Source organism: Xanthomonas sp. F1 (assembly GCF_014199855.1).
On the sequence record NZ_JACHOK010000002.1, the window covers coordinates 768,375 to 794,311 of the forward strand.

General features: G+C 68.8%; 17 protein-coding genes and 1 tRNA gene. 8 read left to right on the forward strand and 10 right to left on the reverse strand.

Annotated elements, in window-relative coordinates; genetic code table 11:
* Positions 1 to 578 precede the first annotated feature (578 nt).
* The 5 genes from GGR71_RS07915 to GGR71_RS07930 are packed head-to-tail and all read left to right on the forward strand — an operon-like array spanning position 579 to position 10,401.
* Entirely contained in the window at positions 579 to 5,789 is a 5,211-nt protein-coding gene (locus GGR71_RS07915; RefSeq protein ID WP_184451791.1) for an Ig-like domain-containing protein, read from the forward strand.
* Positions 5,790 to 5,818: 29 nt separating this feature from the next.
* Entirely contained in the window at positions 5,819 to 7,063 is a 1,245-nt protein-coding gene (locus GGR71_RS07920; protein ID WP_237474475.1) for a TolC family protein, read from the forward strand.
* Positions 7,053 to 9,224 (forward strand): type I secretion system permease/ATPase, encoded by a 2,172-nt coding sequence (locus tag GGR71_RS07925; protein WP_160962270.1) that lies wholly within the window; start codon positions 7,053 to 7,055, stop codon positions 9,222 to 9,224. Before GGR71_RS07920 ends, GGR71_RS07925 begins: the two co-directional genes overlap by 11 nt.
* Positions 9,217 to 9,639 carry a putative HlyD family type I secretion protein gene (locus tag GGR71_RS21025; protein WP_237474476.1) on the forward strand — a complete coding sequence of 141 codons (423 nt, stop codon included), beginning with the start codon at positions 9,217 to 9,219 and terminating at the stop codon, positions 9,637 to 9,639. Before GGR71_RS07925 ends, GGR71_RS21025 begins: the two co-directional genes overlap by 8 nt.
* Before the next feature lie 3 nt (positions 9,640 to 9,642).
* On the forward strand, positions 9,643 to 10,401 hold the full coding sequence (locus GGR71_RS07930; protein WP_237474477.1) for an HlyD family efflux transporter periplasmic adaptor subunit: 759 nt from the start codon (positions 9,643 to 9,645) through the stop codon (positions 10,399 to 10,401).
* Here GGR71_RS07930 and GGR71_RS07935 read toward each other — a convergent pair.
* The 5 genes from GGR71_RS07935 to GGR71_RS07955 form a co-directional block, all read right to left on the reverse strand.
* Positions 10,362 to 10,739 carry a hypothetical protein gene (locus tag GGR71_RS07935; protein ID WP_237474479.1) on the reverse strand — a complete coding sequence of 126 codons (378 nt, stop codon included), beginning with the start codon at positions 10,737 to 10,739 and terminating at the stop codon, positions 10,362 to 10,364. The two genes, GGR71_RS07930 and GGR71_RS07935, sit on opposite strands and share 40 nt — an antisense overlap.
* Before the next feature lie 268 nt (positions 10,740 to 11,007).
* Positions 11,008 to 11,084 (reverse strand) — tRNA-Pro (locus GGR71_RS07940).
* 60 nt (positions 11,085 to 11,144) lie between these two features.
* Positions 11,145 to 11,276: a cytochrome bd-I oxidase subunit CydX gene (gene cydX, locus GGR71_RS07945; protein WP_160962272.1), complete on the reverse strand. Its 132-nt coding sequence runs from the start codon at positions 11,274 to 11,276 to the stop codon at positions 11,145 to 11,147.
* Positions 11,277 to 11,299: 23 nt separating this feature from the next.
* Positions 11,300 to 12,451: a cytochrome d ubiquinol oxidase subunit II gene (cydB, locus tag GGR71_RS07950; protein ID WP_160962274.1), complete on the reverse strand. Its 1,152-nt coding sequence runs from the start codon at positions 12,449 to 12,451 to the stop codon at positions 11,300 to 11,302.
* Positions 12,452 to 12,470: 19 nt separating this feature from the next.
* Positions 12,471 to 14,060, reverse strand: coding sequence for a cytochrome ubiquinol oxidase subunit I (locus tag GGR71_RS07955; RefSeq protein ID WP_160962276.1), 1,590 nt, complete (start codon positions 14,058 to 14,060; stop codon positions 12,471 to 12,473).
* A 208-nt stretch (positions 14,061 to 14,268) separates the two neighbouring features.
* Between GGR71_RS07955 and cydD the strand changes: the two genes are divergently transcribed.
* The 3 genes from cydD (at position 14,269) to GGR71_RS07970 (ending at position 19,882) form a co-directional block, all read left to right on the forward strand.
* On the forward strand, positions 14,269 to 16,044 hold the full coding sequence (gene cydD, locus GGR71_RS07960; RefSeq protein ID WP_160962278.1) for a thiol reductant ABC exporter subunit CydD: 1,776 nt from the start codon (positions 14,269 to 14,271) through the stop codon (positions 16,042 to 16,044).
* Positions 16,041 to 17,741 (forward strand): thiol reductant ABC exporter subunit CydC, encoded by a 1,701-nt coding sequence (gene cydC, locus GGR71_RS07965; protein WP_184451793.1) that lies wholly within the window; start codon positions 16,041 to 16,043, stop codon positions 17,739 to 17,741. The genes cydD and cydC overlap by 4 nt, the downstream gene beginning before the upstream one ends.
* Positions 17,742 to 18,019: 278 nt before the next feature.
* Positions 18,020 to 19,882 carry a S8 family peptidase gene (locus GGR71_RS07970; RefSeq protein ID WP_160962282.1) on the forward strand — a complete coding sequence of 621 codons (1,863 nt, stop codon included), beginning with the start codon at positions 18,020 to 18,022 and terminating at the stop codon, positions 19,880 to 19,882.
* 289 nt (positions 19,883 to 20,171) lie between these two features.
* Here GGR71_RS07970 and metX read toward each other — a convergent pair whose 3' ends face one another.
* From metX to GGR71_RS07995, 5 genes are all read right to left on the reverse strand, one after another.
* Complete coding sequence (metX, locus tag GGR71_RS07975; protein ID WP_160962284.1) at positions 20,172 to 21,284, reverse strand: homoserine O-acetyltransferase MetX; 1,113 nt, start codon at positions 21,282 to 21,284, stop codon at positions 20,172 to 20,174.
* 409 nt (positions 21,285 to 21,693) lie between these two features.
* Positions 21,694 to 22,734 carry a tetratricopeptide repeat protein gene (locus GGR71_RS07980; RefSeq protein ID WP_160962286.1) on the reverse strand — a complete coding sequence of 347 codons (1,041 nt, stop codon included), beginning with the start codon at positions 22,732 to 22,734 and terminating at the stop codon, positions 21,694 to 21,696.
* A gap of 4 nt (positions 22,735 to 22,738) precedes the next feature.
* On the reverse strand, positions 22,739 to 23,194 hold the full coding sequence (locus tag GGR71_RS07985) for a cytochrome c-type biogenesis protein (protein ID WP_160962288.1): 456 nt from the start codon (positions 23,192 to 23,194) through the stop codon (positions 22,739 to 22,741).
* Positions 23,191 to 23,796 carry a DsbE family thiol:disulfide interchange protein gene (locus GGR71_RS07990; RefSeq protein ID WP_160962290.1) on the reverse strand — a complete coding sequence of 202 codons (606 nt, stop codon included), beginning with the start codon at positions 23,794 to 23,796 and terminating at the stop codon, positions 23,191 to 23,193. Before GGR71_RS07990 ends, GGR71_RS07985 begins: the two co-directional genes overlap by 4 nt.
* Complete coding sequence (locus GGR71_RS07995; protein WP_160962292.1) at positions 23,796 to 25,730, reverse strand: heme lyase CcmF/NrfE family subunit; 1,935 nt, start codon at positions 25,728 to 25,730, stop codon at positions 23,796 to 23,798. The genes GGR71_RS07990 and GGR71_RS07995 overlap by 1 nt, the downstream gene beginning before the upstream one ends.
* Positions 25,731 to 25,937: the final 207 nt, after the last annotated feature.

Genomic DNA, 25,937 nt, shown 5'->3' on the forward strand with positions numbered 1-25,937 from the left:
AGTGTGGTGCGAAACACAATTGCGTTACGCATTTGTGCCGATTTATTGCCTCTGTGTGTCGTTGTTGGCAAATATCGGCGCGTGCAAACGGAAAGGGGGGACCGCGTAGTGCCAGTTCATTGGCGAATACGCGGCACGATCGATCCGGACCTGAGGGTGGGCACCTCGCGAGGCAGGCGAGGCATGTCGGCGCAGCGTCATCTGCACATGGTTTTGCCGTCTTGCCGTTCGACCTGTTTCAGCTTTCATCAGGAGTGCCCGTGATGTCATTGGACACCGCCCGTTCGCCTCGTTCGCCCAGCCACGCTGCGCATCGCCGCCGCCCGCCTCACCCCTGGGTTCCCCCTTTGCAACGACACCGACGCCAGCCGTAGCTGCGTTCACCAGGACGCGGCGCGCGGCGTTTGCGCGCTGCGTTGTTCGATCACCGATCCAATGCGTGTCGTGGACCAACAGGGCCGCGCAGGTGAGGTATTGCCTGCGCACCGGCCGACACGGCGTCCAGCCGCGCCGACCGCCGCATGCCCTCGGCTCGCGCCCGCAGGTTTCCGCCCAATCTCGCGAAAGGAGTGTTCGTCATGAATATTCAGGTCAAGGTTGTCCCGCAAGGCGCCGATCCCGCACGTGCCAAGGCCCAGCCGCTGCCGGTGGACGGCGTGGTGAACCTCGCCCAGGCCAGCCAGGTGGTGCTGGACGTGACGCCGGACAACGTCGCCGGCTACACGCGTGAGGGCGACGATCTGCTGGTGCGGATGAAGAACGGCGAGACGGTTCGCATCGCGCACTTCTTCGATGCCGCGTCGGAGCCGAGCCAGTTGTTCCTGACCCAGGACGAGCGTTTGGTGGCGGTGCAGTTCGCGAGCACCAGCGACGAGGGCGCGTTGCTGGCCAGCTATGTGCCGGCGGCGGGCGAGGCCGGGTTCGAATCCTTGACCGCGGCCGGCATGGGTGCCTCCTCAGGCGGTCTGCTCGGGCCGCTGCTGCTGGGCGGCGGCGTGGCCGCGGGCGCCGCTGCGCTTGGCAGCATGGGCAAAGGGGATGACAGCAGCCTGATCGTGCCGCCACCGGCCTCGTCGCCACCCACGGCGTCTGCACCGCCCGCGGCGGCGAGCAATCTGCAGATTTCCGAGGACGGCATGCAACTCTCCGGCAACGCCCAGCCCGGTGCCTGGGTGCATGTGGATGCCAATGGCGACGGCCAGGCAGAGCACGTGGTGATGGTCGGCAACGACGGTAGCTTCACCGTGACGATGCCGGCTCCGCTACTCGATGGCGAAACGGTGGCGGTGGTGGTGATCGACCAGGTGGGCGCCAACAGCCCACCGGCGATGGTGCAGGCGCCGGACGTCACCCCGCCCGGTGCGGCCGGCAACCTGCAGGTGTCGCCCGACGGCGGCACCCTCACCGGCACCGCGGAGGCGGGCGCAACCGTGGGCGTGGACACCAATGGCGATGGGGTGCCGGACGTGACCGCCGTGGTCGGCAGCGACGGCACATTCACCGTGCCTTTGCAGCCGCCGCTGACCAACGGCGAGACCGTCACCGTGGTGGTGACCGATACCGCCGGGAACACCGGCCCCGGCGCCAGCGTCAACGCGCCCGACACCACGCCGCCGGCCGCCGCGGACAATCTGCAGGTGTCGGCCGATGGCGGCAGCCTCAGCGGCACCGCTGAGGCGGGCGCGACGGTGGGCGTGGATACCAACGGCGATGGCGTGCCCGATTTCACGGCGGTGGTGGGTAGCGATGGCACCTTCACCGTGCCCTTGCAGCCGCCGCTGACCGATGGCGAGACGCTGACCGTGGTGGTGACCGATCCGGGCGGCAACACCAGTCCGCCGGCCAGCGTGCAGGCGCCGGATCTGCTGGCGGCGCCGGTCATCGACGCCAGCAACGGCAGTGTCATCGCCGGTACCTCGGAAGCGGGTGCCACCATCACCCTGACCGATGGCAACGGCGCGCCGATCGGGCAGACCACCGTCGATGCATCCGGCAACTGGAGCTTCACCCCGGCCACGCCGTTGCCGGATGGCACGGTGATCACGGCGGTGGCCAGCAATGCGGCCGGCACGGTCAGTCCGCCGGCCACCACCACGGTGGATGCGGTGGCGCCGGCGGCGCCGGTGCTGCAGCCGAGCAACGGCAGTGAGATCAGTGGCACGGCCGAAGCCGGGGCGACGGTGACCGTCACCGACGGCAATGGCGCCGTGATCGGGCAGGCCGCGGTCGATGCGTCCGGCAACTGGAGCCTCGTTCCCGCCAGTCCGCTGCCCGACGGTACGCTCATCACCGCCGTCACCACCGACGCCGCCGGCAACGCCAGCCCGCCGGCGACGACCACCGTGGATGCGCTGGCCCCGGCCGCGCCAGTCCTGCAGCCGAGCGATGGCAGCGCGATCGTCGGCACGGCGGAGGCCGGCGCGACCGTCACCGTCACCGACGGCAACGGCACGGTGATCGGCCAGACCACCGCCGATGGCGCGGGCAACTGGAGCGTGACCCCGGGCGCGGCGTTGCCGGACGGCACGGTCGTGAACGCTGTGGCCACCGACGCGGCCGGCAACGTCAGCCCGCCCGCGTCGCTCACCGTGGATGCGCTGGCACCGGCGGCGCCGGTGCTGCAGCCGAGCAACGGCACGGCGATCCTCGGGACCGCCGAAGCGGGTGCGACGGTGACGGTCACCGACGGCAACGGCACGCTGATCGGTCAGACCGTCGCCGATGGCGCGGGCAACTGGAGCGTGACCCCAGGCGCGGCGTTGCCGGACGGCACCGTCGTGAATGCCGTTGCCACCGACGCAGCCGGCAACGTCAGCCCGCCCGCATCGCTCACCGTGGATGCCCTGGCACCGGCGGCGCCAGTCCTGCAGCCGAGTAATGGCACGGCCATCGTCGGGACCGCCGAAGCGGGTGCGACGGTCACCGTCACCGACGGCAACGGCACGCTGATCGGGCAGACCACCGCCGATGGTGCCGGCAACTGGAGCGTGACCCCGGGTGCCGCGTTGCCGGACGGCACCGTCATCAACGCGATCGCCACCGATGCGGCCGGCAATGCCAGCCCGCCGGCCTCCACCACGGTCGACGCGCTGGCACCGGCGGCGCCGGTGCTGCAGCCGAGCAACGGCACGGCGATCGTCGGTACCGCGGAAGCAGGCGCGACGGTGACGGTGACGGATGGCAACGGCACGCTGATCGGGCAGACCACCGCCGATGGTGCGGGCAACTGGAGCGTGACCCCGGGCGCCGCCCTGCCGGACGGCACCGTGGTCAACGCCGTGGCCACCGATGCGGCCGGCAATGCCAGCCCGCCGGCGTCCACCACGGTCGACGCGCTGGCACCGGCAGCGCCAGTGCTGCAGCCGAGCAACGGCACGGCGATCGTCGGGACCGCCGAGGCGGGAGCGACGGTCACCGTCACCGACGGCAATGGCACGCTGATCGGCCAGACCAGTGCCGATGGCGCGGGCAACTGGAGCGTGACCCCGGGCACCGCGTTGCCGAACGGCACCGTCGTCAACGCGGTGGCGACCGATGCGGCGGGCAATGCCAGCCCGCCGGCGTCCACCACGGTCGACGCATTGGCACCGTCGGCGCCGGTGCTGCAGCCGAGCAACGGCACGGCCATCGTCGGCACTGCAGAAGCGGGCACGACGGTCACGGTCACCGATGGCAATGGCACGCTGATCGGCCAGGCCACCGCCGATGGCGCGGGCAACTGGAGCGTGACGCCGGGTACCGCGTTGCCGAACGGCACGGTGGTGAACGCCGTGGCCACCGATGCGGCCGGCAATGCCAGCCCGCCGGCCTCCACCACGGTGGACGCGCTGGCACCGGCGGCGCCGGTGCTGCAGCCGAGCAATGGCACGGCGATCGTCGGCACCGCGGAAGCGGGTGCGACGGTGACGGTGACCGACGGCAACGGCACCCTGATCGGACAAACCACTGCCGATGGCGCGGGCAACTGGAGCGTGACGCCAGGCGCCGCGCTGCCGGACGGCACCGTGGTCAACGCCGTGGCCACCGATGCGGCCGGCAACGTCAGTCCGCCGGCGACCACCACGGTGGATGCTTCGGCGCCGGCAGCGCCGCTGGTCACGATCAGCCTGGATGGCAGCCTGCTCACCGGTACCGCCGAAGCCAACGCGCAACTGCGCGTGGTCGTGAACGGCGATACCGCCAACCCGCTGCTGGTCCAGGCCGATGGCAACGGCGCCTTCAGCCTGCCGCTGGTGCCGGCGCTGGTGATCGGGCAGGCGTTGTCGGTGGTGGCGGTGGATGCCGCCGGCAACGTCAGCCCGCCCGCACTGCTCACCGCCCCGGACCTGTCGCCGCCGCTTCTCAGCGTGCCCGAGGCAGGCGATACCTGGATCAATGCTGCGGAAATCGGCGACGGCATCCAGGTGGTGGTGCAACTGCGGCCGAACATGCTGGTCGGGCAGGTGGTCACCGTGCACTTCGCCGGCCAGAACGGCTACGTCGTGGATGTCCCGCACACGCTCACCAGCGCCGACCTCGCGGCCGGCAATGTGATCGTATCGGTGCTGCCGCCCAGTGGCGGCGCCGCGTTGCCGCAGGGCGCAGCGACGGTCACCGCCGATCTCAACGGCGGCCCGGCCTCGTCCGCGGTCGGCTTCACCATCGACACGATCCCGCCGGCCACGCCGGTGTTGTCGCTGGTCGGCAACCTGTTGACGATTTCCAGCGAGCCGGGCACCGCGTTGACGGTCAACGTCAACGTCGGCGGGGTACAGGCCACGGCCACGCTGAACGCCGACAACAGCGGCCTGGCCTCGCTGGACCTGCTCACCGGTCTGGATATCGGCCTGAGCTGGTCGCAGTTGTTGAGCGCGCAGGTCTCGGTGGTCGGCGCCGATCCGGCCGGCAACACCAGTTCGGTCGCCTCGCTGGGCGTCGGCGCCAACATCGCGCAGCCGCTGACCCTGGGTGACTTCGGCCTGGACTTCGCGCTGCTGCCGGCCACCTTCGGCCTCAGCGGCAATACCGACCCCAACGCCAGCCTGGCGATCCGTGTCATCACGCCGGCGCTCAACGTCGAACTGCTGCCGATCCAGGCCGATGCCAACGGCGACTTCGCCTTGAACCTGCTCGCCCCCAACGTGTTGAGCCAGCTCGGTCTCACCGCCACGGGCCTGCTCAACCTCGGCGCGCAGGTCGCCTTCGAAGTGGTCGCCACCGACACGCTCGGCAACGACAGTGCGCGCTATGGCATCAGCCTGTCCGGTAGTGGCGTGGCCCTGGGCATCGGCACGATCAGCGTGAACGGCACCGGCGGCATCGATATTCTGTCCGGCGCCGACGGCAGCAGCGAACGCATCCTCGCCGGCGACGGCAGCGACCTGATCTTCAACGTCGGCAGTGGCGATCAGGTGCTGGCCGGCAATGGCGACGACACCATCCAGATCACCGCGACCAACTTCGCCAGCATCGACGGTGGCGCCGGGTTCGATACCGTGCTGTTCGCCAACGGCATCGACCTGGACTACAACGCGGCGGGCGTGGGCACGCTCTCCAACATCGAGCGCATCGATCTGGGCAAGGGCGATTCCGGCAGCACCCTGACACTGACCGCGTCGGAGGTGTTGGCGATCACCGACAGCAACGACACGCTGCAGATCACCGGCGACAGCGCGGATGTGCTCAACATCTTCGGTGCCATCGACAGCGGCACCACCCAGGCGATCGACGGCATCAGCTACCACGTCTACAGCTTCGGCACCGCCACGTTGCTGGTGGAGGACAACACGCTCGCGGTGGTGACGGCCTGATGGCGGAGTCCTGCACGCACGGCCGGCGCATGCGCCGGCCACGCCGGATGGCGATCGTCGGCGCCTGGCTGCTGCTTGCGTTGTCGCCCGGCGCCTGGGCCATGTCGCTGACCCAGGCGGTGCAGCAGGGGTTGAGCAGCGAGCCGCAACTGCGCGCGGCGATGGCTGAGGCGGCACGCGCGGCCACCGACGTGCGCATCGCGCGCAGCGGCTACTACCCGGCGTTGTCGGTGGGCGCCGGACCCAAGGCGATGGATCCGAGCGAGGTGGTCTACGACGTCAGTCTCTCGCAGATGCTGTACGACTGGGGGCGGGTGTCGAGCCGGGTGGCGGCGGCGCGCGCGCGCCAGCATGGAGAGGACGCGGCGGTGGAGGTCGCTGCCGACGATGCCGCGCTGGCGATCGTGGAGGTGTATCTGGATGTGCTGCTGGCGCAGCGGCGGTTGCAGGCGGTGCAGGAGCACCTGCACCGCCTGCAGGCCATCGCCGAACTCAGCGAAGCGCGCAGCGGCGGCTACGCCGATCGCAGCGAACTGGAACGCACGCGCCTGGAGCTGGCGCGCGGCCAGGACCAGTTGGCGTCCGAGCAGGGCACGCTGCAGGAGGTGCGGAACCAGTTCCGTCTGCTGGTCGGCACCGAGGCCGAGGATCTGCTCGAACCGGAACTGCCGGAGCTGCCGCAACTGGCACCGGCGCAGTTGCCGCGCACGGTGGACGCCTCGCCGCTGCTGCGCAAGGCCAACGAGCAAGTCCGTGCCGCCGAGGCGGAGGTGCGCGAGGCACGCGCGGCGTTGAAACCGCAATTGAATCTGGAAGCCGGGGCGCTGCGCCGCGACGTCGGCGGGCGACTGCAGAACGATTCGACGATTTCGTTGCGCCTGAGCATGGACGTGTTCCAGGGGATGTCCACGTTCCTGCGCCCGCAGGCCGCGCGGCAGCGCCTGGAAGCGGCGCAGTGGAACCTGGATGCCGCACGCCGCGAGGTCCTTCGGATGGTGCAGACCCTGGCCGATGCCGGCGAGGCGCTGCACGGACGCGAGCAGGCGCTGCTGCAACAGGCGCAACAGGCGGTGGAGGTGGCCGAGCTGTACCGCGAACAGTTGAGCGTGGGCCGGCGCGAGGTGATCGAACTGCTCAACGTGCAGCGCGAGCGCCTGGAGGCCGAACGTCAGTTGATCGCGCTGCGGATCGAGCGCAAGCGCCTGCGCTTCCGCGCCGCGGCGCAGGTGGGCGCATTGCGGGCCATGTTTCGGGAGGGTGCGCATGCAGGCTGACGGCGATTCGGTGGTGCCCATCGGGGCGCCGCACGCGGCTGCGGCGGTGGACGGGTTGCGGCCCGGATTGGTGTTGTTGTGCCAACGCCTGGGACGGCCATTGACCGATGCCGAACTGGTGGACGGCATTGCGTTGGAGCAGGGACGGCTGCCGCTGCATCTGGTCCCCCGCGCCTTGCGCCGGGCCGATCTCAATGCCGACGTGCTGGACTACCCACTATCGGGCATGGACGGCTATCTGTTGCCGGCGCTACTGTTGCTGCACGATGGCCGCACCTTGCTGCTGGAGGCGATCGCGTCGGAGCAGGCGCGGGTGCTGCTGCCGCATGCCAGTGGTGGCGAGCAGGCCATGCCGCTGTCCGAACTGGAGCGGCTGTATAGCGGCTCTGCCGTGTTCGCCAAACCGCGCTTTCGCGACGATGGACGCATCGGCGGCTACGCCGGCAGTGGCTCGGAACACTGGTTCTACGGTCCGCTGAAGAAACTGTGGCGCTCCTATGCCGAAGTGGCGACGGCGGCGATGGTCGCCAACCTGCTGGCGATCGCCACGGCCCTGTTCGCGATGCAGGTGTACGACCGCGTGGTGCCCAACGCGGCCTTCGACACCTTGTGGATCCTGGCCAGCGGCGTGGTCCTGGCGATCGTGCTGGAAGGCATGTTGCGCACCCTGCGCGGGCAGTTGCTGGCGGTGCTGGGCAAACGCCTGGACCTGCAGTTGTCCACGCTGCTGTTCTCGCGCGTGCTGGCCATGCGCATGGCGGCCAAGCCGGGGTCGATGGGCGCGTTCAGCACCCAGGTGCGCGAGTTCGAGTCGGTGCGCGAGTTCTACACCACTTCCAGCGCGGCGCTGATCAGCGACCTGCCGTTCGTGGCGATCTTCCTGGCCATCATCGCCTTGATCGGCGGCCACGTGGTGTGGGTGCCCCTGGTCGCCTGCGTGCTGATGGTGCTGCCCGGGCTGCTGGCGCAGCGCCTGCTTGGCGAGCTGTCGCGGCAGAACCTGCGCGAGGGCGCGATGAAGAACGGCCTGTTGCTGGAGGCGTTCGAACATCTGGAGTCGATCAAGGCCGCGCGTGCGGAGGGCCGCTGCCAGGGCTTGTGGGAAGGCCTGACCGCGCAACTGGCGGCCTCGGCGATGAAGACCCATTCGCTGACCACCGCGCTCAGCTACGCCGCTTCGGTGGTGCAGCAACTGGCCTACGTCGGCGTGGTGGTGTTCGGCGTCTATCGCATCCAGCAGGGGCAGATGACTGTCGGCGCCCTGGTGGCCTGCTCGCTGCTGGCCGCACGCGCGATCGCGCCGCTGGGGCAGGCGGCCGCAGTGCTTGGGCGCTGGCAGCACACCCGCGTGGCGATGGAAGGCCTGGACCAGTTGCTGGGTGCGGCGCAGGAGCGTCCGCCCGGCAAGCGCTTCGTGCACAAGCTGCGGCTGCAGGGCGACTACCGGTTGGACGCGGTGACGCTGCGCCATGGCGAGCAACCGCCGGCGCTGGAGGTACAGGCACTGCGGATCGGCGCCGGCGAGCGCGTGGCTGTGCTCGGCGGCAACGGCGCCGGCAAGTCCACCCTGTTGCGGCTGCTGGCCGGCCTGCTCGATGCGCAATCAGGCCGGCTGCTGCTCGATGACGTGGCGATCGCGCAGATCGACCCGGCCGACCGCATGCGCAACATCGGCTACCTGCCGCAGGACGTGGCACTGTTCCACGGCAGCCTGCGCGACAACCTCAACCTGCACGGCGCGGCGCTGGGCGACGAGGAACTGTACGCGGCGCTGGACGGGGTGGGGCTGGGCACGTTCGTGCGCGCGCATCCGTTCGGCCTGGACCTGCCGATCCAGGGCAACACCAGTCTTTCCGGCGGACAGCGGCAGGCGCTGGGCCTGGCGCGGTTGCTGCTGCAGGACCCCAGCGTAGTGCTGCTCGACGAACCCACCGCGGCCTTCGACCAGCACAGCGAGCAACTGGTCATCGCCTACCTGCAGCGCTGGCTCGGCACGCGCACGCTGGTGCTGAGCACGCACAAGCGCAGCATGCTCGAACTGACCCAGCGCGCGGTGGTGTTGCGGCAGGGGCGGGTGGTGGTGGACGGGCCGGTGGAGCAGGTGCTGCAGGGCAACCGGGTCCATGCGCCGGCAACGGCATTGGCGGGCGGCCATGGCTGAGCGCAGCTCGATCGCACTGCGGCGGCGCCTGTCCGATCCGCTGCTGGCCTCCACCCATCCGCTGTATCGGCCCTTGTTGTGGACCGTGCTGGCCACGGTGGCCATCTTCCTGGGATGGGCGGCCTGGGCCGAACTGGATGAAGTCACCCGCGGCGACGGCCGCGTGGTGCCCTACAGCCGCATGCAGAAGATCCAGAGCCTGGAAGGCGGGATCCTGGATCGCTTGCTGGTGCAGGAGGGCGAACTGGTCAAGCCGGGACAGCCGCTCGTGCGGCTGGAGCGCACCCACTTCCTGTCCAACTACCAGGAGTCGGTCAACCAGGAGCAGGTGCTGCATGCGGCGATCGCGCGACTGGAAGCCGAGGTGCTGGGTAAGCCCAGCATCGCGTTTCCGGCGCAGGTCGCCGACAATTAGGCCTTGCAGCGTTCCGAGCGCGACCTGTTCGAGTCGCGCCGCAGCAAGCTGGCCGAAGGCAGCCAGGCGATCCAGCGGCAGATCCGCCTGGCCCAGGACCAGTTGAACATCGTGCGGCCGCTGGTGGCCCGCGGCGCGGTCAGCCAAGTCGAAGCGCTCAAGCTCAGCCAGGACATCGCTACCTTGCAGGGCCGCCTCGGCGAGTTGCGCAACACCTATTTCCAGGAGGCCTACACCGAACTGGCGCAGCGCAAGGCCGATCTGAGCGCACTGGAGCCGATCGTGCGCCAGCGCCACGACCAGTTGCGCCGGACCGAGATCCTGTCGCCGGTGCGTGGGCGGGTGAACACCGTGCTGATCAATACCCGCGGCGGCGTGATCCCGCCGGGCGAACCGATCATGGAGATCATTCCGGTGGAGGAGCGGTTGTTGGTGGAGGCCAGGATCAAGCCGCGCGACGTGGCCTTCCTGGTGCCGGGCATGAACGCGCGGGTCAAGATCACTGCCTACGACTACACCATCTACGGCGAGCTCAGCGGCACGGTCGAGCAGATCAGCGCCGACACCATCGAGGAGCAGACGCCGCAAGGCAAGGAATCGTTCTACCAGGTGCTGATCCGGACCGACGGCAGTCAGTTGCAGCGCGGCGGCGAAGCGCTGCCGATCATCCCCGGCATGGTCGCCGAGGTCGACATCCTCACCGGCAAACGCAGCGTGCTCAACTACCTGTTGCGGCCGCTGCTGAAGGCGCGGCTGCGCTGAGCGCGGCCGCGGTCGGCACAGGTCAGCTGCGCGATTCCACCAGCGAGAGCGTGCAGACTTCGCCCGGGGCGGATTGCGCGTATTCCAGGCGCGAAAGCTTCTTGCCCGCGGTCTGTGCAGCCAGGATGTTTGCATAGGCGGCTTTGCCGAAATCGTCGCTGAGGCTGAGAGACGATGTCGAACTTGCAGCTGACCGACAGCGCGTCCTTGAGGCTGAAGTAGACGGTGCTGCCTTGAACGCCGATCCGATCCACCAGCTTGTCGGTTTCGGTCACCGCGGCCGCCGGCGCGCAGTAAAAAGCGATCAGTGAGAGGCAGAGTGCCGCGTGCAGTTTCATGGTGTCTTGTGTCCGTTTGTCCGAGTCGTGAGTGTCGAAACGGACATGCCCGCGGCCTCGGCTCGGCACGTCGCCGAAGACGCAGGTCGTGATGAATGCGCCGGTTCCCCGTGGCCATTGTGGCGAGACGCCAGGCCCGGTCGTCAAGGTCTGCTGCCCAAGAGGGGGCGGCGAGCGGCAGTTGCCGCGTCGCGTGGCCGGTGCCGGATCGCAGGCACAAAAAAACCCGGAAAACTGTGGTTTTCCAGGCTTCTTGTGACCTTGAAACTGGTCGGGGAGACAGGATTCGAACCTGCGACCTCTACGTCCCGAACGTAGCGCTCTACCAGACTGAGCTACACCCCGAAGGAGCCGCACATGATACGGAGGTCTTCCGCATTCGGCAAGCGCCTTTGCAAAAAAATTTCAGTCCGTTGCGTCGGCCGCGTCGGTGGCGGCATCCGCGGCGTTGCGCTCGCGGGCCTCGAACCACATGCCGTTGAGGATGGCGGCGGTGGAGGCCAGGCCGACACCGAGAATCCAGGCGAAGTACCACATGATCGTTTCTCCTTGCGGGCGCGTCAGTACGCGTTGGGGTTGTCGTCCAGGGAAGCGGCGGTGACCTTGCCCTTCAGCACGCGGTATACCCAGGTGGTGTAGCCGAGGATGATCGGCAGGAACACCACGGTGGCCAGCAGCATGATCCACAGGGTCAGGTGGCTGCTGGAGGCGTCCCACACGGTCAAGCTGGAGCCCGGTTGGCTGGAGGACGGCAGCAGGAACGGGAAGAGCGCAAAGCCCACGGTCAGGATGATGCCGGCGATGGCCGCACCGGAGGCGATGAACGCCAGGCCGCCGCGGCGCTTGCGCAGCAGCACTGCGCTGAGCAGCAGGCCGAGCAGGCCGGCGGCCGGGGCCAGGGCAGTCAGGGGCATGCTTTGGTAGTTGTGCATCCAGCCGCCGACCTCGCCCAGCACGGCGGTCTTCAGCAGCGGGTTGGTGGCGCCGTCGGTGACTACCTGCGAGGTGACCGCGTAGCCGGGCAGGCCGGTGGCCACCCACACCCCGGCGCCGGCGAACAGCGCACAGGCCACTAGGGCGGCGACGCTGCCGTAGCGCGCCGCGCGCTCGGCCACCGGGCCGTCGGTCTTCAGCACCAGCATCGCCGCGCCGTGCGCCACCAGCATGCTCACGCTGAGCAGGCCGGCGAGCAGGGCGAACGGCATCAGCAGGCCGAAGAAGCTGCCGGTGTAGAACACCCGCAGGGTGTCGTCGAAGTGGAACGGCACGCCCAGCACGACGTTGCCCACCGCCACGCCCATGATCAGCGCCGGGATGAAGCCGCCGACGAACAGCGCCCAATCCCAACTGGTGCGCCAGCGCTGGCTGGGCAGCTTGCCGCGGAACTTGAACCCGACCGGACGCAGGATCAGCGCGAACAGGATCACGAACATGGCCAGGTAGAAGCCGGAGAAGCTGACCGCGTACAGCGGCGGCCAGGCGGCGAAGATCGCGCCGCCGCCGAGCACCAGCCAGACCTGGTTGCCTTCCCAGACCGGGCCGATGGTGTTCACCACCAGTCGGCGTTCGGCGTCGCTCCTGGCCACGAACGGCAGCAGCGCGCCGACGCCCAGGTCGAATCCGTCCATCACTGCGAAGCCGATCAGCAGGATGCCCAGCAGCAGCCACCAGATCACGCGCAGCGTGGTGTAGTCCAATGCAATGAAGTCCATGGTGTGTCTCCTGCCGGGGTCAGAGGTGGCCGGCGGCCGCAGGTGCGGCGATCGGGGTAACGGGACGCGGGGTGGGCTGCAGCAGGGCGGGCGGGGCGTCCGGTCCCTTGCGGATCGTCTTGAGCATCAGCTTGATCTCGATGATCAGCAGCGTGGTGTAGATCGCCACGAAGCCGCCAAGGGTGATCAGGATGTCGTGCAGGGCCAGGCCGGAGGCGGCATAGAAGGTCGGCAGCACGCCTTCCACCGCCCACGGCTGGCGGCCGTACTCGGCGACGAACCAGCCGCATTCGATCGCGATCCACGGCGCCGGCAGGGTCCACACCGCCAGCCTCAGGAACCAGTGCTTGTCCTCGAAGTTGTGCTTGCACGAGAACCACAGCGCGGCGGCGAAGAAGGCGATCAGGTAGAAGCCCAGCCCGGCCATCACCCGGAACGTCCAGAACAGCGGCAGCACCCGCGGCACCGTGTCCAGCGCGGCCTTGGCGATCTCTTCTGGCGTGGCGTTGAGGATGTCCTCGCGGTAGCGCTTGAGCAGCAGGCCGTGGCCCAGGTCCTGCCAGTGCTTGTCGAACACCGCCCGCGCCTCGGCGTCGTTGCGGTTGGCCTTGAGCCGCTGCAGCGCGCCATAGGCGATTTGTCCGCCGCGCACGCGATGCTCGGCGCGCTTGACCAGCTCCAGGATGCCCGGCACCGGCGTGTTCAACGAGCGCGTGGCGATCAGGCCCATCAGGTACGGCACCTTGATCGCGTAGTCGTTCCTGCCGGTAGCCTGGTTGGGGATGCCGAAGGCGGTGAAGTCGGCCGGCGCCTGCTCGGTCTCCCACATCGCTTCGATCGCCGCCAGCTTCATCTTCTGGTGTTCGTTGGCGGCGTAGCCGCTCTCGTCGCCCAGCACCACCACCGACAGCGAGGAGGCCAGACCGAACGCGGCGGCCACCGCGAACGAGCGCCGGGCGATGTCGCGGTGTTTGCCGCGCAGCAGGTACAGCGCGCTGATCGACATCACGAACACCGCGCCGGTCACGTAGCCGGCGCTGACCGTGTGCACGAACTTGGCCTGCGCTACCGGGTTGAACACCACCGCCATGAAGTCGACCACTTCCATGCGCATGGTGTCCGGGTTGAACACCGCGCCGGTCGGGTTCTGCATCCAGCCGTTGGCGATCAGGATCCACACCGCCGACAGGTTGGTGCCCAGCGCCATCAGCCAGGTCACCATCAGGTGCTTGACCGGCGTGAGCTTGCTCCAGCCGAAGAAGAACAGGCCGATGAAGGTCGCTTCCAGGAAGAACGCCATCAGCCCTTCGATCGCCAGCGGCGCACCGAAGATGTCGCCGACGTAGTGGCTGTAGTAGGACCAGTTCATGCCGAACTGGAACTCCATGACGATGCCGGTGGCCACGCCCATCGCGAAGTTGATGCCGAACAGCACGCCCCAGAACAGGGTCATGCGCCGCCATACGTCCTTGCGGGTCATGACGTACACGCTCTCCATGATCGCGATCATGAAGGACAGGCCCAGGGTGAGCGGGACGAACAGGAAATGGTACATCGCGGTCATGGCGAACTGCAGCCGCGACAGCTCTACGACAGTGGTGTCGATCATGGCTGTGCTACCTCATGGAAGATGTGCATCTGGGTGGCCGAGTGGGCGGGAGATTGGAGGCGATCTTCCGCCGCGCCGGCGCGCTCGACCTTGATTCAGATCAATGTGCGGAACCGGGGTGCCCGGCATCGTGGCGGCCACGGCGGTTCCAGCCCGGAAGCGCCTTCCCCGCTAAACTGGCGGCTTCGTTCGCCGTGCCGAGCCCGTTTTGACCGCCGCCGAGCCGTCCGCCGCACCGCCCGCCGACACGCCGCAACAGCGGCAGCAGCGCATGCGTTGGCTGGATGCCCTGGCCGCGGCGGCGCGCGGCCGCCAGCGCCTGGCCGCGGCGGCCATCAGCGTGTCCGGCGCGCTGCTGATCGTGCAGGCCGGCGCCATCGCCTGGCTGGTGCAGGCGCTGCTGGTGGATCGCCGCGAACTGGTGCAGGCGCTACCGGCCTTCGGCCTGCTGGCGCTGGTGTTGGCGCTGCGCGCCGGGCTCGGCGCCGCAGCGCAGCGCGCCGCCGGCGACGTCGCCGATGCGGCGAAACTCGAGCTGCGCCGGCGCGTGTACCGGCAGCTGCTGCAGCGCGGGGCGCTGTGGTTGCGCGGGCAGCGCAACGGCGAACTGGGCGAGCTGCTGCTGGCGCATGGCGATGCGCTGGACGGCTACTACGCCGGCTACCGGCCGGCCCGCTGGGAAGTGAGCGTGGTGCCGCTGTTGATCGTGATGGCGGTGGCGTGGAGCGACTGGGTGGTCGGCCTGATCCTGCTGTTCACCGCGCCGTTGGTGCCGATCTTCATGATGCTGGTGGGCTGGGGCGCCGAAGCCGCCGGCCGCCGTCAGTTGCGCGAGCTGGCGCGGATGGGCGGGCACTTCGCCGATCGGCTCAAGGGCCTGGGCCTGTTGCGCCTGTACGGGCGCGGCGACGACGAACTGCGCGGGATCGCCGCTGCCGCCGAGGGTGTGCGCGAGCGCACGCTGAAAGTGCTGCGCATCGCGTTCCTGTCGTCCACCGTGCTGGAGTTCTTCGCCTCGGTCAGTGTCGCCATCGTCGCGCTGTACCTGGGCCTGAGCTATCTCGGCATGATCGCCCTGCACGGCAGCGTGCCGACCCTGGGCACCGGCGTGTTCTGCCTGCTGCTGGCGCCGGAGTTCTACGCGCCGCTGCGGCGCCTGGCCGCGCATTACCACGACCGCGCCAATGCGCTGGCCGCGGCGGCGGAGGTGGAGCGCCTGCTGGAAGGCCTGCCGCAGGCCACGGATGCGCCGGTAGCGCGTGCGGAGGACGCCGCCACGTCGAACCATGCTGATGCCGCTATCGATGCCGCGCCCGCCGTCGTCCCGTCGCGCGCGGCACCACTGCTGCAGGCGCGCGCGCTGCACCTGCGGCCGCTGGGTGCGCGCTGCGATGCGGTGCAGGAACTGCATTTCGAGCTGCATGCCGGCCAGCGCCTGGCCCTGGTCGGGCCCAGCGGCAGCGGCAAGAGCACCCTGCTGGAAGCCTTGGCCGGGTGGCTGCCGCCGCGTGCCGGCAGCCTGCAGGTGCGCGCGGGCCTGCGCATCGGCTACGCCGGGCAGCGCCCGTATCTGTTCCACGGCAGCATCGCCGACAACCTGCGCCTGGCCAATCCGCAGGCCAGCGATGCGCAGGTGCGCGCGGCGGCCGAGGCGGCGCAGGTGCTGCGTTTCGCCGCACGCCTGCCACAGGGACTGGATACGCCGATCGGCGAGCGCGGCTTCGGCCTGTCCGGCGGCGAGGCGCGGCGCATCGGCCTGGCGCGGCTACTGCTGCGCGATCCCGAGCTGCTGTTGCTGGACGAGCCGACTGCGTTCCTGGATGCGGAAACCGAAGCGGAATTGCTGCGCACCCTGGCGGTCTTCGCCCACGGCCGCAGCGTGATCGTCGCCACCCACAGCGAGGCGGCGATGCGCTGGGCCGACACCGTGCTGCGGCTGCCGGCACGCGACGCATCCACCACGGCGCAGGGAGCGCGGTCATGAGCGGTACCAAGCGCAATACCTTGCGCGGCGTGTTCGGCCGCCATCTCGGCCGGTTGCTGCTGACCGCGCTGCTGGTGCTGTGCACGATGCTGGCCGGGGTCGGGCTGCTCGGCCTCTCCGGCGGCTTCCTCACCGCCGCGGCGCTGGCCGGCGCGGTCGGCATGGGCAGCGGTTTCAACTTCTTCTCGCCGTCGGCCGGCATCCGCGCACTGACCTTCGCGCGCATCGCCTCGCGCTACGGCGAAAAGCTGGTGGGGCACGACGCCACCCTGCGCATCGCCCGCGACCTGCGCGTGTGGTTCTTCCGCCGCGCGCTGCCGCTGGCGCCGGCACGGCTCGGCGCCAGCCGCACCGGCGAATTGCTGGCGCGGCTGATGTCGGACATCGGCGAGGTCGATGGCCTAGTGGTGCGTGCGCTGGCGCCACTGGCGGCCCTGCTCGGGGTCGGCGCGATCGGCATCGCCGCGGCCGCCGCGATCCACTGGCCTGCAGCGCTGGTGCTGGCCGCGCTGGCCTTGGCGATCGGGCTTGGCGTGCCGTGGGTAGTGGCGCGCGGCGGCGAAGCGCGCGAACACGCACGCGCGCAGCAGCGCGAAGCCTTGCGCACGCTGGCCTACGAAGGCCTGGAGGGCGCCGCCGACCTGGCCGCGCTCGAGGCGCAGGCCGCCTGGATCGCGCGCGTGGACGCCAGCGCACAGGCACTGCGCGCCGAGGACCGGCGCCAGCGGCAGCGGCTGATCGGCGGCAACGCCTTGCACGCGCTGTGCGCGGCGCTGGGCCTGCTGGCGATGCTGTGGGTGGCGCTGGGTGCGGCCCGCACCGACGCGATCGGCGCCGAACAGGCCGCCGGCCTGGTATTTCTGACCGTGGCCCTGCTCGAGGTGTGGGCCGGGGCCGGCCTGGCCTGGCAGGCGCTGCAGTCCGGCCGCGTCGCCGCGCGGCGCTTGCAGGCGATCGCCGGGCAGGCCCCGCCGGTGCTCGATCCGGCGCAACCGCAGGCGCTGCCGGCCACGGGTGAGGTGCAGTTCGACAACGTGGTGTTCGCCTGGCCGGGCGAGACCCGGCGCGTGCTCGATGGCGCGACCCTGCGCATCGCCCCGGGCGAGCGCATCGCCATCTCCGGCGACAGCGGCAGCGGCAAGACCACCTTGTCGGCGTTGCTGCTGCGGCTGTGGGATCCGCAACAGGGCAGCGTCCGCTATGCCGGCGTGGACCTGCGCGAGGTCGCCGAGCCACAGTGGCACCGTCGCATCGCCTGGTTGCCGCAGGGCGCCCCGGTGTTCGCCGGCAGTGTGCGCGACAACCTGCGCCTGGGCGATCCCACGGCCGACGATGCGCGGCTACAGCGCGTGTTGGCCGACGTGCGGCTCGACGTCTGGCTGCACGAAGTCGGCGGCCTCGACGCCTGGCTCGGCGAGAACGGCGCCACCATGTCCGCCGGCCAGGCGCGGCGCCTGGCCCTGGCTCGCGCCCTGTTGCGCGAGGCGCCGCTGCTGGTGCTGGACGAACCCACCGAAGGCCTGGACGTGGACACCGCGCAGGCGCTGCTGCGCGACCTAGCCCAGACATTGGGCCAGCGCAGCCTGCTGCTGATCAGCCACGATGCGCTGCCCGCCGGCGTGGTGCATGTGCGCTATCGGTTGCAGGAGGGGCGGCTCGTGCGCAGCGTCGAGGTGTCGGGCGATGACACGGTGTGAGACACGCGCAGCGTGACTGGTGAAGCGCGGCGCACACCTGCCACGCATGGCGGCAATCCTCAAGCATATGTGTTGCAGAACGATGGCAACTGAGACGAGATTCTCTGATGGTATACAACGCGCCGTCAGTGTCGGCCTGTGAGACGTCGCCGCTCTAGAATTCCGCGACGGTCGGTGATGCGGAACGAACACCACGAAGCGGTTGTCAGTTTTTCCGGATTGCCGGGCGACAGGGGGTTGCCCATCGGAGAAAAGGAGTTTCACTTATGCCTGGAACAATGTTCGTAAACAAATGTCTGTCGGCCCTGGTGCGCTTGGGGGTGATGGCAGGGCTGATATTGAGTGGTGCAGTGCATGCACAGGCGCCCACCAACGATCCGCTTTCTGCGCAGCAGTGGAATCTGTCCGCGATTCGCGCACCGCAAGCCTGGGCATTGGCACCGGCGAATGGCCAGAGGATTCGCGTCGCTGTGATCGATTCTGGGTACTCGGGACATCAGGATATCAATTGGGCCAAGGACGGGAATGGAAAGGATCTGTACTTTTCTTGGTCCAGTGATAGGAACCAAGGGAGAGAGGATGGGGAGTTCTCACACGGCTCTCATGTTGCGGGCATCATTGCTGCAAAAACGCAGAATGGCCAAGGAATTGCTGGGGTATGCCCGCAATGCGAAATCCTGTCTAGAAAAGTCAATTCGCCCTTATCGGACGATGCTCTCGCTGCTGCAATCAAACAAGCTGTCCAGTCCGGTGCCAGAGTCATCAATCTAAGTCTGGCGGAAGCTAACATGACCTGTGGTAACTATAATTATACCAATCTCGCCATTGCCCAAGCACATGCTGCAGGCGTCTCGATTGTTGCGTCGGCTGGCAACCATAACGCGCCAGGAATAACTTACGACCAAGGTGCTTCCGCCTCCTGGGTGGATGTAGACAAAGTGCGGCCAGCCTCTTGTCCTGGAGTTATCTCTGTCGGCGCAACCGACCAGATGAATCTTGAGGCTCCTTACACGAATGGCGGGGTTTCCTTGACGTTGATGGCGCCCGGTGGTGGCGCTACCCGTGATGAAGGGGTCTATGGCGCTGGGGTGGGGGATTGTCCAGTAATAGTTAATCGGATTTCGCAGGGAAACAGCACAACGAGAGTTGGTGTGCTTTCTGCTTGGGCGATGAATAATGGCAATGGATTGACTTCGTGTTATCGTTATCTTTCGGGTACGTCCATGTCGGCACCACACGTCAGTGGAGTGATCGGACTGATGCTGTCTGTGAATCCTAGTCTGACGCCCGATCAGATCAGGGACATTCTGCAGCGCACTGCGACGCCAATGGTGTGCGAAGGCAATCGATGTGGGGCAGGTCTGCTTAACGCGGAGGCTGCAGTCAATTGGGCGCGTTCGATAGTAGGCAGTGGCAAAGTTCCTGGCCCGTGCTTATACAATTTTGGTGGCGATTCGCTCCAAATCACGGAATGTACGTTGGACAGCATGGCTGAAGCACCCGATGGTGCCGTGTCCGTCACTGCCTACGGTAATCTGTGGAAGTTCGACGCACAGGGGCAACTCGCGGCCAGGCCAACGCCATTGAGCAGCGTGCCGCGTTATGTCGCTGCAGCCGGTCCTTGTACGGAATTTGTTAATATTCAGGATGTGTGTAAATTCGAAACCCGCACTGAGGTCAATTACCCGGGCGTTGGTTATCTGGAGTCAATCACCGCTTACGGCCGCTATTGGAATTTCGATGCCAACGGACAGCCATTCGGTCCGCAGGGCGGTGAGCTGAAAGACGTCCCACGGTATGCTGCTGGCCCCTGCAAGGGGAAGAATCTCTGCGTGTTCGACACCCGTTCCTTGGTCGTGTTTCCGGAGTGGGGCGGGCTGGTCGAGTCGGTAAACGCCTACGGGCAGTACTGGATGTGGGATGCGAACGGCAAGCTGCTTGCTTCAGGCCCGTTGCAGAGCGTGGCGCGCTACCAGCAGATCTGCTGGTACGGGCCGGCAGGCGAGGCATGCAAGTTCGACACCCGCGAGCTCAAGAACAACCGGCATGAGGTGATCACCGCCTATGGCCGCTACTTCGAGTTCGATGGCGAGACGCTGATTCAGAACACGGCGTTGGCAGACATGGCAAGGTTCAACTGATTCGTCGTTGCCGGCGTTCTGCTGCAACGATCGGCGGGAGCACGGCAAAGAATTTGCCGTGCTCCCGCTCTTGCCGGTGGCAGCTCGTCTGTCGCCGGCATTCGGATGGTCAGCGCGTACGGCCGCGGTATTGCCTACTCGCGAGCGATCTGCAAGTTGGGATGGTGTTCGGAATGAGCTCAACTCACCGAATGGGATGCGTCTCCGGGTAGGCCCATCTCGACCGATGACGATGACGGCATCGCAAGGCACCGCATGAGGGGGTGGTGCGGCCAGCACGCCGTACCACTCACAACGCGTCCAGAAACTCCCGCACCGCCGGCCCGAACCGCGCGAAATCGACCAGGAACGCGTCGTGCCCTTGTGGCGAATCCAGACCCAGGAACTGCGCCTGTGCGCCACCAGCGCGCAGGCCGTCGGCGATCTGTTGCTGCTGCTGCACCGGAAACAGGATGTCGGTGTTGGCGCCGATCGCGAGCGCGCGCTCGACGCGGATCGTGGCGAGACCGGCGAGCACGTCGCCGCCGGCGGGCTCGGCCAGGTCGAACCAGTCCATCGAGCGGCTCAGGTACAGATAGCAGTTCGGGTCGAAACGGCGCACGAAGCGGCGGGCGTGGCCTTCCAGGTAGCTTTCGACCTGGAACTCCAGGCCGAACGGATCGTCGTCGGTCTGGTCCGAATCCAGGCGGACGCGGCCGAAGCGGCCGTCCCATTCCAGCGCCGAGCGATAGGTGATCACGCCGAGCTTGCGCGCCATGCGCATGCCCGACTCGGGATAGGTCGCTTCGTCGTAGTCGCCACCGTTCCAGTTCGGGTCCAGCCGGATCGCCTCGCGCTGCAGCGAGCGGATCGCGATCGAGAACGGCAGTGCCTGCGCGCTGCCGGAAATGTTGATGTGGCTGCCCGCCAGGCCGGGATGCCGGTGCAGCAGCGCCAGCGCGGTCATGCCGCCCATGGAGTTGCCGATCACGCAGGCCAACTGCGCGATGCCCAATGCCCGCACCACCTGCGCAGCGGCATCGGCGCCATCCTCGATTGACAGCTCGGGGAAGTGCAGGCGATACGGTTGGCCGTCGTCCGGGTGCGGCGAGGCGGGCCCCGTCGAGCCCTTGCAACTGCCCAGCGAGTTCACGCAGATCACGAACCAGCGCTGCGTGTCGATCGGCTTGCCCGGGCCGAGCATGCCTTCCCACCAGCCGGGCGTGGGATCGTCGGCGTTGGCCGCGGCATGCGCATCGGGCGACAGCCCGGTGACGATCAGGATCGCATTGTCGCGTGCGGCCGACAGCATGCCCCAGGTTTCGTAGGCGACCCGCGCGCCATGCAGCTGGCCGCCGCGCTTCATCGGGAACGGCGAGGGCAGGGCGAGGAAGCGGCTGCCGGGCGGGATGAATTCGGTCATGCGCCGATTCTAGCCGCGCCATTGCGCATCCGCGTATGCGTGGTGCGAGATGCAGCGTGTCGATGGCGATGGAATCCGCCAGCTGCGCAGTGCCGGCTCTCATCATCCGCGTTCGCCATGACCACGCGCGATAAGGTCACGCTCGATAAGGTGTCGCCTCGTAGGAGCGGCTTCAGCCGCGACGGGCTTTACCGGCAATACCTGTCGCGGCTGAAGCTGGGGCTCTCCTAGGGATTAGAAGTGCCCTTCAGTCGCGACCGGCATTTCAGCTCATGCTGATTCCGAAGGAGACAAGAGCCGCTTCTACGCGTAGGCCTCTCGTCGTTGTCACAGGCCCGCTCTGCCCGAGACCGGGCTCGCGCGGCAAGGCTCAAAGACAAGCGCCCCTCCTGCACTCATGTCGGAGCGACTAAGGCTTGCCGATCACCAGCTCCACCGGCGCGGTCGCCGGCAGGGTCACCGTCACCGGCGCCGATTCCAGGTCGCCCTCCTGGCGCATCGCGTTGCCGCTGGCCGACAGCCGCGCCACGACCTGCACTTGCTGGAGCTGCGAGAGTTTCTGCGTCGGCATCGGGCTGTCCGCATCGCTCAGCGTCACCCGCAGCGGCAGTGCCTGCAGCGGATGTTTCTGCACCGCCACCGGCATCGGTGGGCCGCCCGGCACGCGCGCGATCACGAACACGCTGGCGTCGCCGCGCAGGCGTACGCGTGCGGCGAACGCCGGATCCAGCGACACCGCCACGGTCAGGCCGGCGCTCGCCGGCGCCTTGTCAGGCTGCGCCGTGGCGGCCGCGGTGCCGGTAGCGGGCAGCGCGGGCAGGCCGGCCGCGCTGCGCGCCGCGTCGATCTGCGGCCGCAGCGCCGCGGCGGTGGCCGTGTCCACGCGTGGCAACAGGGCTTCCCAGGTGGCGGCCGCGGCCGCGTCCTGGCCGCGCTGGCGCTGGGCGATGCCCAGGAACCAGGCGCCGCGTTCGCTGCCCGGTGCCAGTTGCAGGGCGTGCTGCAGCCACGCCAGCGCCTGGTCGTCGAACTGCCGTTGCGGGTTGGCCAGCGCACGCGCCTCGGCCGCTTCGATCAGCAACGGCGCCTGTTCCGGCGCCAGGCGCACTGCACGCTCGAACGCGGCCGCGGCCTCGCTGGCGTGCCCCAACGACAGCTGGCTGCGGCCGAGCAGGGCCCAGCCGTCGGCCCGGTTCGGATCCTTGGCCAGTGCCGCCTGCAGTTGCTTGACGCCGTCTTCCAGCGAGCGCGGCGCCTCGCGGTTCTGCGCCTGCAAGGCACGCGGCGTGCCGACCAGGGCGTACAGCGCTGCGGTCGCCACGCCCAGCGCCAGTACCGCCACCGCCAGCACCGCGCCCTTGCGCCCGCCGCCGCGCAGCGGCCACAGCACCACCGCGAAGACCAGCGCCGCCAGCGCCACCGCCGCGGCCGACATGCCCCAACTCAGCATCGCCTCACCATTCCTGTTCGTCCTGCAGCGGCAGCGCGGTCGTCGCTGGCGCGCGCTGGCGCACCATCCGGATCAGTACCACCGCGCCACCGGCCAACAGCAGCAAGGGGCCGAACCACAGCAGCCAGGTCCGTGCTTCCAGCTGCGGCCGGTACAGCACGAACTCGCCGTAGCGATCGACCAGGAACTGCTTGATCTGCGCATCCGACTTGCCCTGGTGTATGAGCTCCAGCACTTCGCGGCGCAGGTCCATGGCGATCTGCGCGTGCGAATCGGCCAGCGACTGGTTCTGGCATTGCACGCAGCGCAGTTCGGCGGTCAGCGCATGGAAGCGCGCTTCCTCGGCGGCGGAGCGGTAGGCCAGCGGCGTCGGATCGGACACCGGTTCGGCACCGGCCAGCGTGGGCCACGCCAGCAACGCCAGCAGGCCCAGCCGCAGCGCACGCCGGCCGTGGCTCATGGCGTGGCCTTGCCTTGCGCCCGGGTCGGCGGGGCGTCGCGCTCGGCCTGCTGCAAGGCCGGCAGCAGTTCGTCGCGGATGATCTGGTCGGTCAGCGGGCCGGCATGCTTCCAGCGCACCACGCCGCGCGCATCGACCAGGAAGGTCTCCGGCGCCGCGGCCACGCCCCAGTCGATCGCGGTGCGCCCGTCGGGATCGAACAGCACCGCCAGGAACGGATTGCCGAGCTGTTCCAGCCAGCGCAGTGCGTCCTCGCGGCTGTCCTTCCAGTCGTAGCCGATCACCCGCACACGCTTGCTCAGCGCGAAGCGGGTCAGCACCGGGTGTTCCTCGCGGCAGGCCGGGCACCAGCTGCCCCACACGTTGAGCACGTACGGCGCGCCCAGCAACTCGCTGCTGCGCACGCGGATCGAGGCGTCGTGCAGCAGCGGCAGTTCGAACGCCGGCGCCGGCTTGCCGATCAGTGCCGAGGGCAGCGCGTCGCGATCGACGCTGCCGGAGCGCTGCACCGCATACACCATCAACGCCAGCAGGCCGAGGAAGAACAGGGCGCCCAGCAGGATGGCGGGCAGCGGCAGGCGACGTGGAGCGGGAGCGGACATCAGGGGGTCTCCGGGGAACGACGGAAGCGCCGGTCGGCGGCGGTGACGAAACCGCCCAGCGCCATCAGCGCCGCGCCAAGCCAGATCCAGCGCACGAAGGGTTTGACGTGGACGCGCATCGCCCAGGCATTGCCGCCCAGCGGCTCGCCGAGGGCGACGTAGACATCGCCGAACAGGCCGGGGTGGATGCCGGCCTCGGTCATGTTCTGGCCGCCGCTGGCGTACAGGCGCTTTTCCGGGTGCAGTAGCGCCAGCGGGCGATCGTCGCGCAGCACCTGCACGTGCGCACGCTCGGCCACGTAGTTGGGACCCTTGCGCTGGTCCAGCCCCTGCAGCTCGAAGCGGTAGCGGCCCAGGTCCAGGTGCTGTCCGGGCGCCAGCGCCACTTCGCGCTGCTGCTCCAGGGCCTCGACCAGCAGCGCACCGGCCAGGAACACCGCGATGCCGGTGTGGGCCAGGGTCATGCCCAGCATCTCGGCGGTGAAGCGGCTGCCCTTGAGCCGGCGCCGGCTCCATACGAAACGCGCGGTGCCCAGCAGTACCCAGGTTGCGGCAGCGACGCCGGCGGCGGTCTTCCATGCGCCCTGCGGTGCCAGGAAGAAGCCGATCGCGCCGGCCAGCAGCGCCAGGCCGGCCCACGGCGCCAGCAGCGCCAGCGGCCGCGATGCCTGTTCGCGCTGCCAGCGGGTCAGCGGCCCGAACGGCAGCAGCGCCACCAGCGGCGCCATCAGCACGATGAACAAGGTGCCGAAGTAGGGCGGCCCCACCGACAGCTTGCCCAGGTCCAGCGCATCGGCCAGCAGCGGATACAACGTGCCCAGCAGCACCATCGCGCAGGCGCAGGTCAGCAGCAGGTTGTTGGCCAGCAGCAGGGTCTCGCGCGACGCCGGCGCGAAGCGTTGCCGCGCCTCGTCGGCCGCCGCCGCCACGCGGCCGCCGCGCAGCGCGTACAGCAGCAGCGCGCCGCCGCACAGCAGGCTCAGGAACACCAGGATGAACAGGCCGCGGGCGGGATCGGCGGCGAACGAGTGCACGCTGGTCAGCACGCCCGAGCGCACCAGGAAGGTGCCCAGCAGCGACAACGAGAATGCGGCGATCGCCAGCAACAGGGTCCAGGCGCCGAAGCTGCCGCGCTTCTCGGTGACCGCCTGCGAATGCAGCAGCGCCGCGCCGGCCAGCCACGGCATGAAGCTGGCGTTTTCCACCGGGTCCCAGAACCACCAGCCGCCCCAGCCCAGTTCGTAGTACGCCCACCAGCTGCCGAGGGCGATACCGATGGTCAGGAAGCCCCAGGCCACATTGGTCCACGGCCGCGTCCAGCGCAGCCAGCGCGCGTCCACCTGGCCGTCCAGCAGCGCGGCAATGGCGAACGCGAACGGCACCGCGAAGCCGACGTAGCCGGCGTACAGCAGCGGCGGATGGATCACCAGGCCGGGATCCTGCAGCAGCGGGTTGAGATCGCGCCCTTCCAGCGGCGCCGGCAGCAGCCGCGCGAACGGGTTGGAGGTGAACAGCAGGAACGCCAGGAAGCCGATGCTGACCAGCGCCAGGGTGCCGATCACCCGCGCCACCACTGGGGCCGGCAGGCGCCGCGAGTACAGCGCGACCGCGCCGGTCCACAGCGCCAGGATCAGCGTCCACAGCAGCAGCGAGCCCTCGTGCGCGCCCCACACCGCCGAGTAGCGGTATATCAGCGGCAGCAGCGAATTGGAGTTCTCGGCCACGTAGGCCACCGAGAAGTCCTGGGTCACGAACGCATGGGTGAGGATCGCGAAGGCGCCGGCCACCAAGGCCAGTTGCGCGAACGCGGCCGGCCGCGCCACGCCCATCCAGCGCGCATCGCCGCGCTGCGCGCCGGCGAGCGGCAGCAGCGCCTGCAGCACGGCGGTCAGCAGGGCGAGGATCAGCAGGAGTTGGCCGACCTCAGGAAGCATACGGCCGGGACCCGGGACCCGGGACCCGGGACCCGGAAGAGCGTAGATGCGAGGTCTGTTGGTTGGTCGGGGAGCGGTGCGACGGGATACGTGCGAAGCAAGAACGGACGGTGCCAGTTCCGATGAGTGGATGCGCAACAACGTCGCAGACGCGGTGCAACCGCTTTTCCAGGTCCCGGGCCCCGGGTCCCGAGTCCCGGCTGTTCG

What these genes read in the sequence shown, in the direction of transcription:
- GGR71_RS07915 (WP_184451791.1), top strand. Translation starts at nt 579, where the DNA reads ATGAATATTCAGGTCAAGGTTGTCCCGCAAGGCGCCGATCCCGCACGT.
- GGR71_RS07920 (WP_237474475.1), top strand. Translation starts at nt 5,819, where the DNA reads ATGCGCCGGCCACGCCGGATGGCGATCGTCGGCGCCTGGCTGCTGCTT.
- GGR71_RS07925 (WP_160962270.1), top strand. Translation starts at nt 7,053, where the DNA reads ATGCAGGCTGACGGCGATTCGGTGGTGCCCATCGGGGCGCCGCACGCG.
- GGR71_RS21025 (WP_237474476.1), top strand. Translation starts at nt 9,217, where the DNA reads ATGGCTGAGCGCAGCTCGATCGCACTGCGGCGGCGCCTGTCCGATCCG.
- GGR71_RS07935 (WP_237474479.1), bottom strand. Translation starts at nt 10,739, where the DNA reads ATGAAACTGCACGCGGCACTCTGCCTCTCACTGATCGCTTTTTACTGC.
- cydX (WP_160962272.1), bottom strand. Translation starts at nt 11,276, where the DNA reads ATGTGGTACTTCGCCTGGATTCTCGGTGTCGGCCTGGCCTCCACCGCC.
- cydB (WP_160962274.1), bottom strand. Translation starts at nt 12,451, where the DNA reads ATGGACTTCATTGCATTGGACTACACCACGCTGCGCGTGATCTGGTGG.
- GGR71_RS07955 (WP_160962276.1), bottom strand. Translation starts at nt 14,060, where the DNA reads ATGATCGACACCACTGTCGTAGAGCTGTCGCGGCTGCAGTTCGCCATG.
- cydC (WP_184451793.1), top strand. Translation starts at nt 16,041, where the DNA reads ATGAGCGGTACCAAGCGCAATACCTTGCGCGGCGTGTTCGGCCGCCAT.
- GGR71_RS07970 (WP_160962282.1), top strand. Translation starts at nt 18,020, where the DNA reads ATGTTCGTAAACAAATGTCTGTCGGCCCTGGTGCGCTTGGGGGTGATG.
- metX (WP_160962284.1), bottom strand. Translation starts at nt 21,284, where the DNA reads ATGACCGAATTCATCCCGCCCGGCAGCCGCTTCCTCGCCCTGCCCTCG.
- GGR71_RS07980 (WP_160962286.1), bottom strand. Translation starts at nt 22,734, where the DNA reads ATGCTGAGTTGGGGCATGTCGGCCGCGGCGGTGGCGCTGGCGGCGCTG.
- GGR71_RS07985 (WP_160962288.1), bottom strand. Translation starts at nt 23,194, where the DNA reads ATGAGCCACGGCCGGCGTGCGCTGCGGCTGGGCCTGCTGGCGTTGCTG.
- GGR71_RS07990 (WP_160962290.1), bottom strand. Translation starts at nt 23,796, where the DNA reads ATGTCCGCTCCCGCTCCACGTCGCCTGCCGCTGCCCGCCATCCTGCTG.
- GGR71_RS07995 (WP_160962292.1), bottom strand. Translation starts at nt 25,730, where the DNA reads ATGCTTCCTGAGGTCGGCCAACTCCTGCTGATCCTCGCCCTGCTGACC.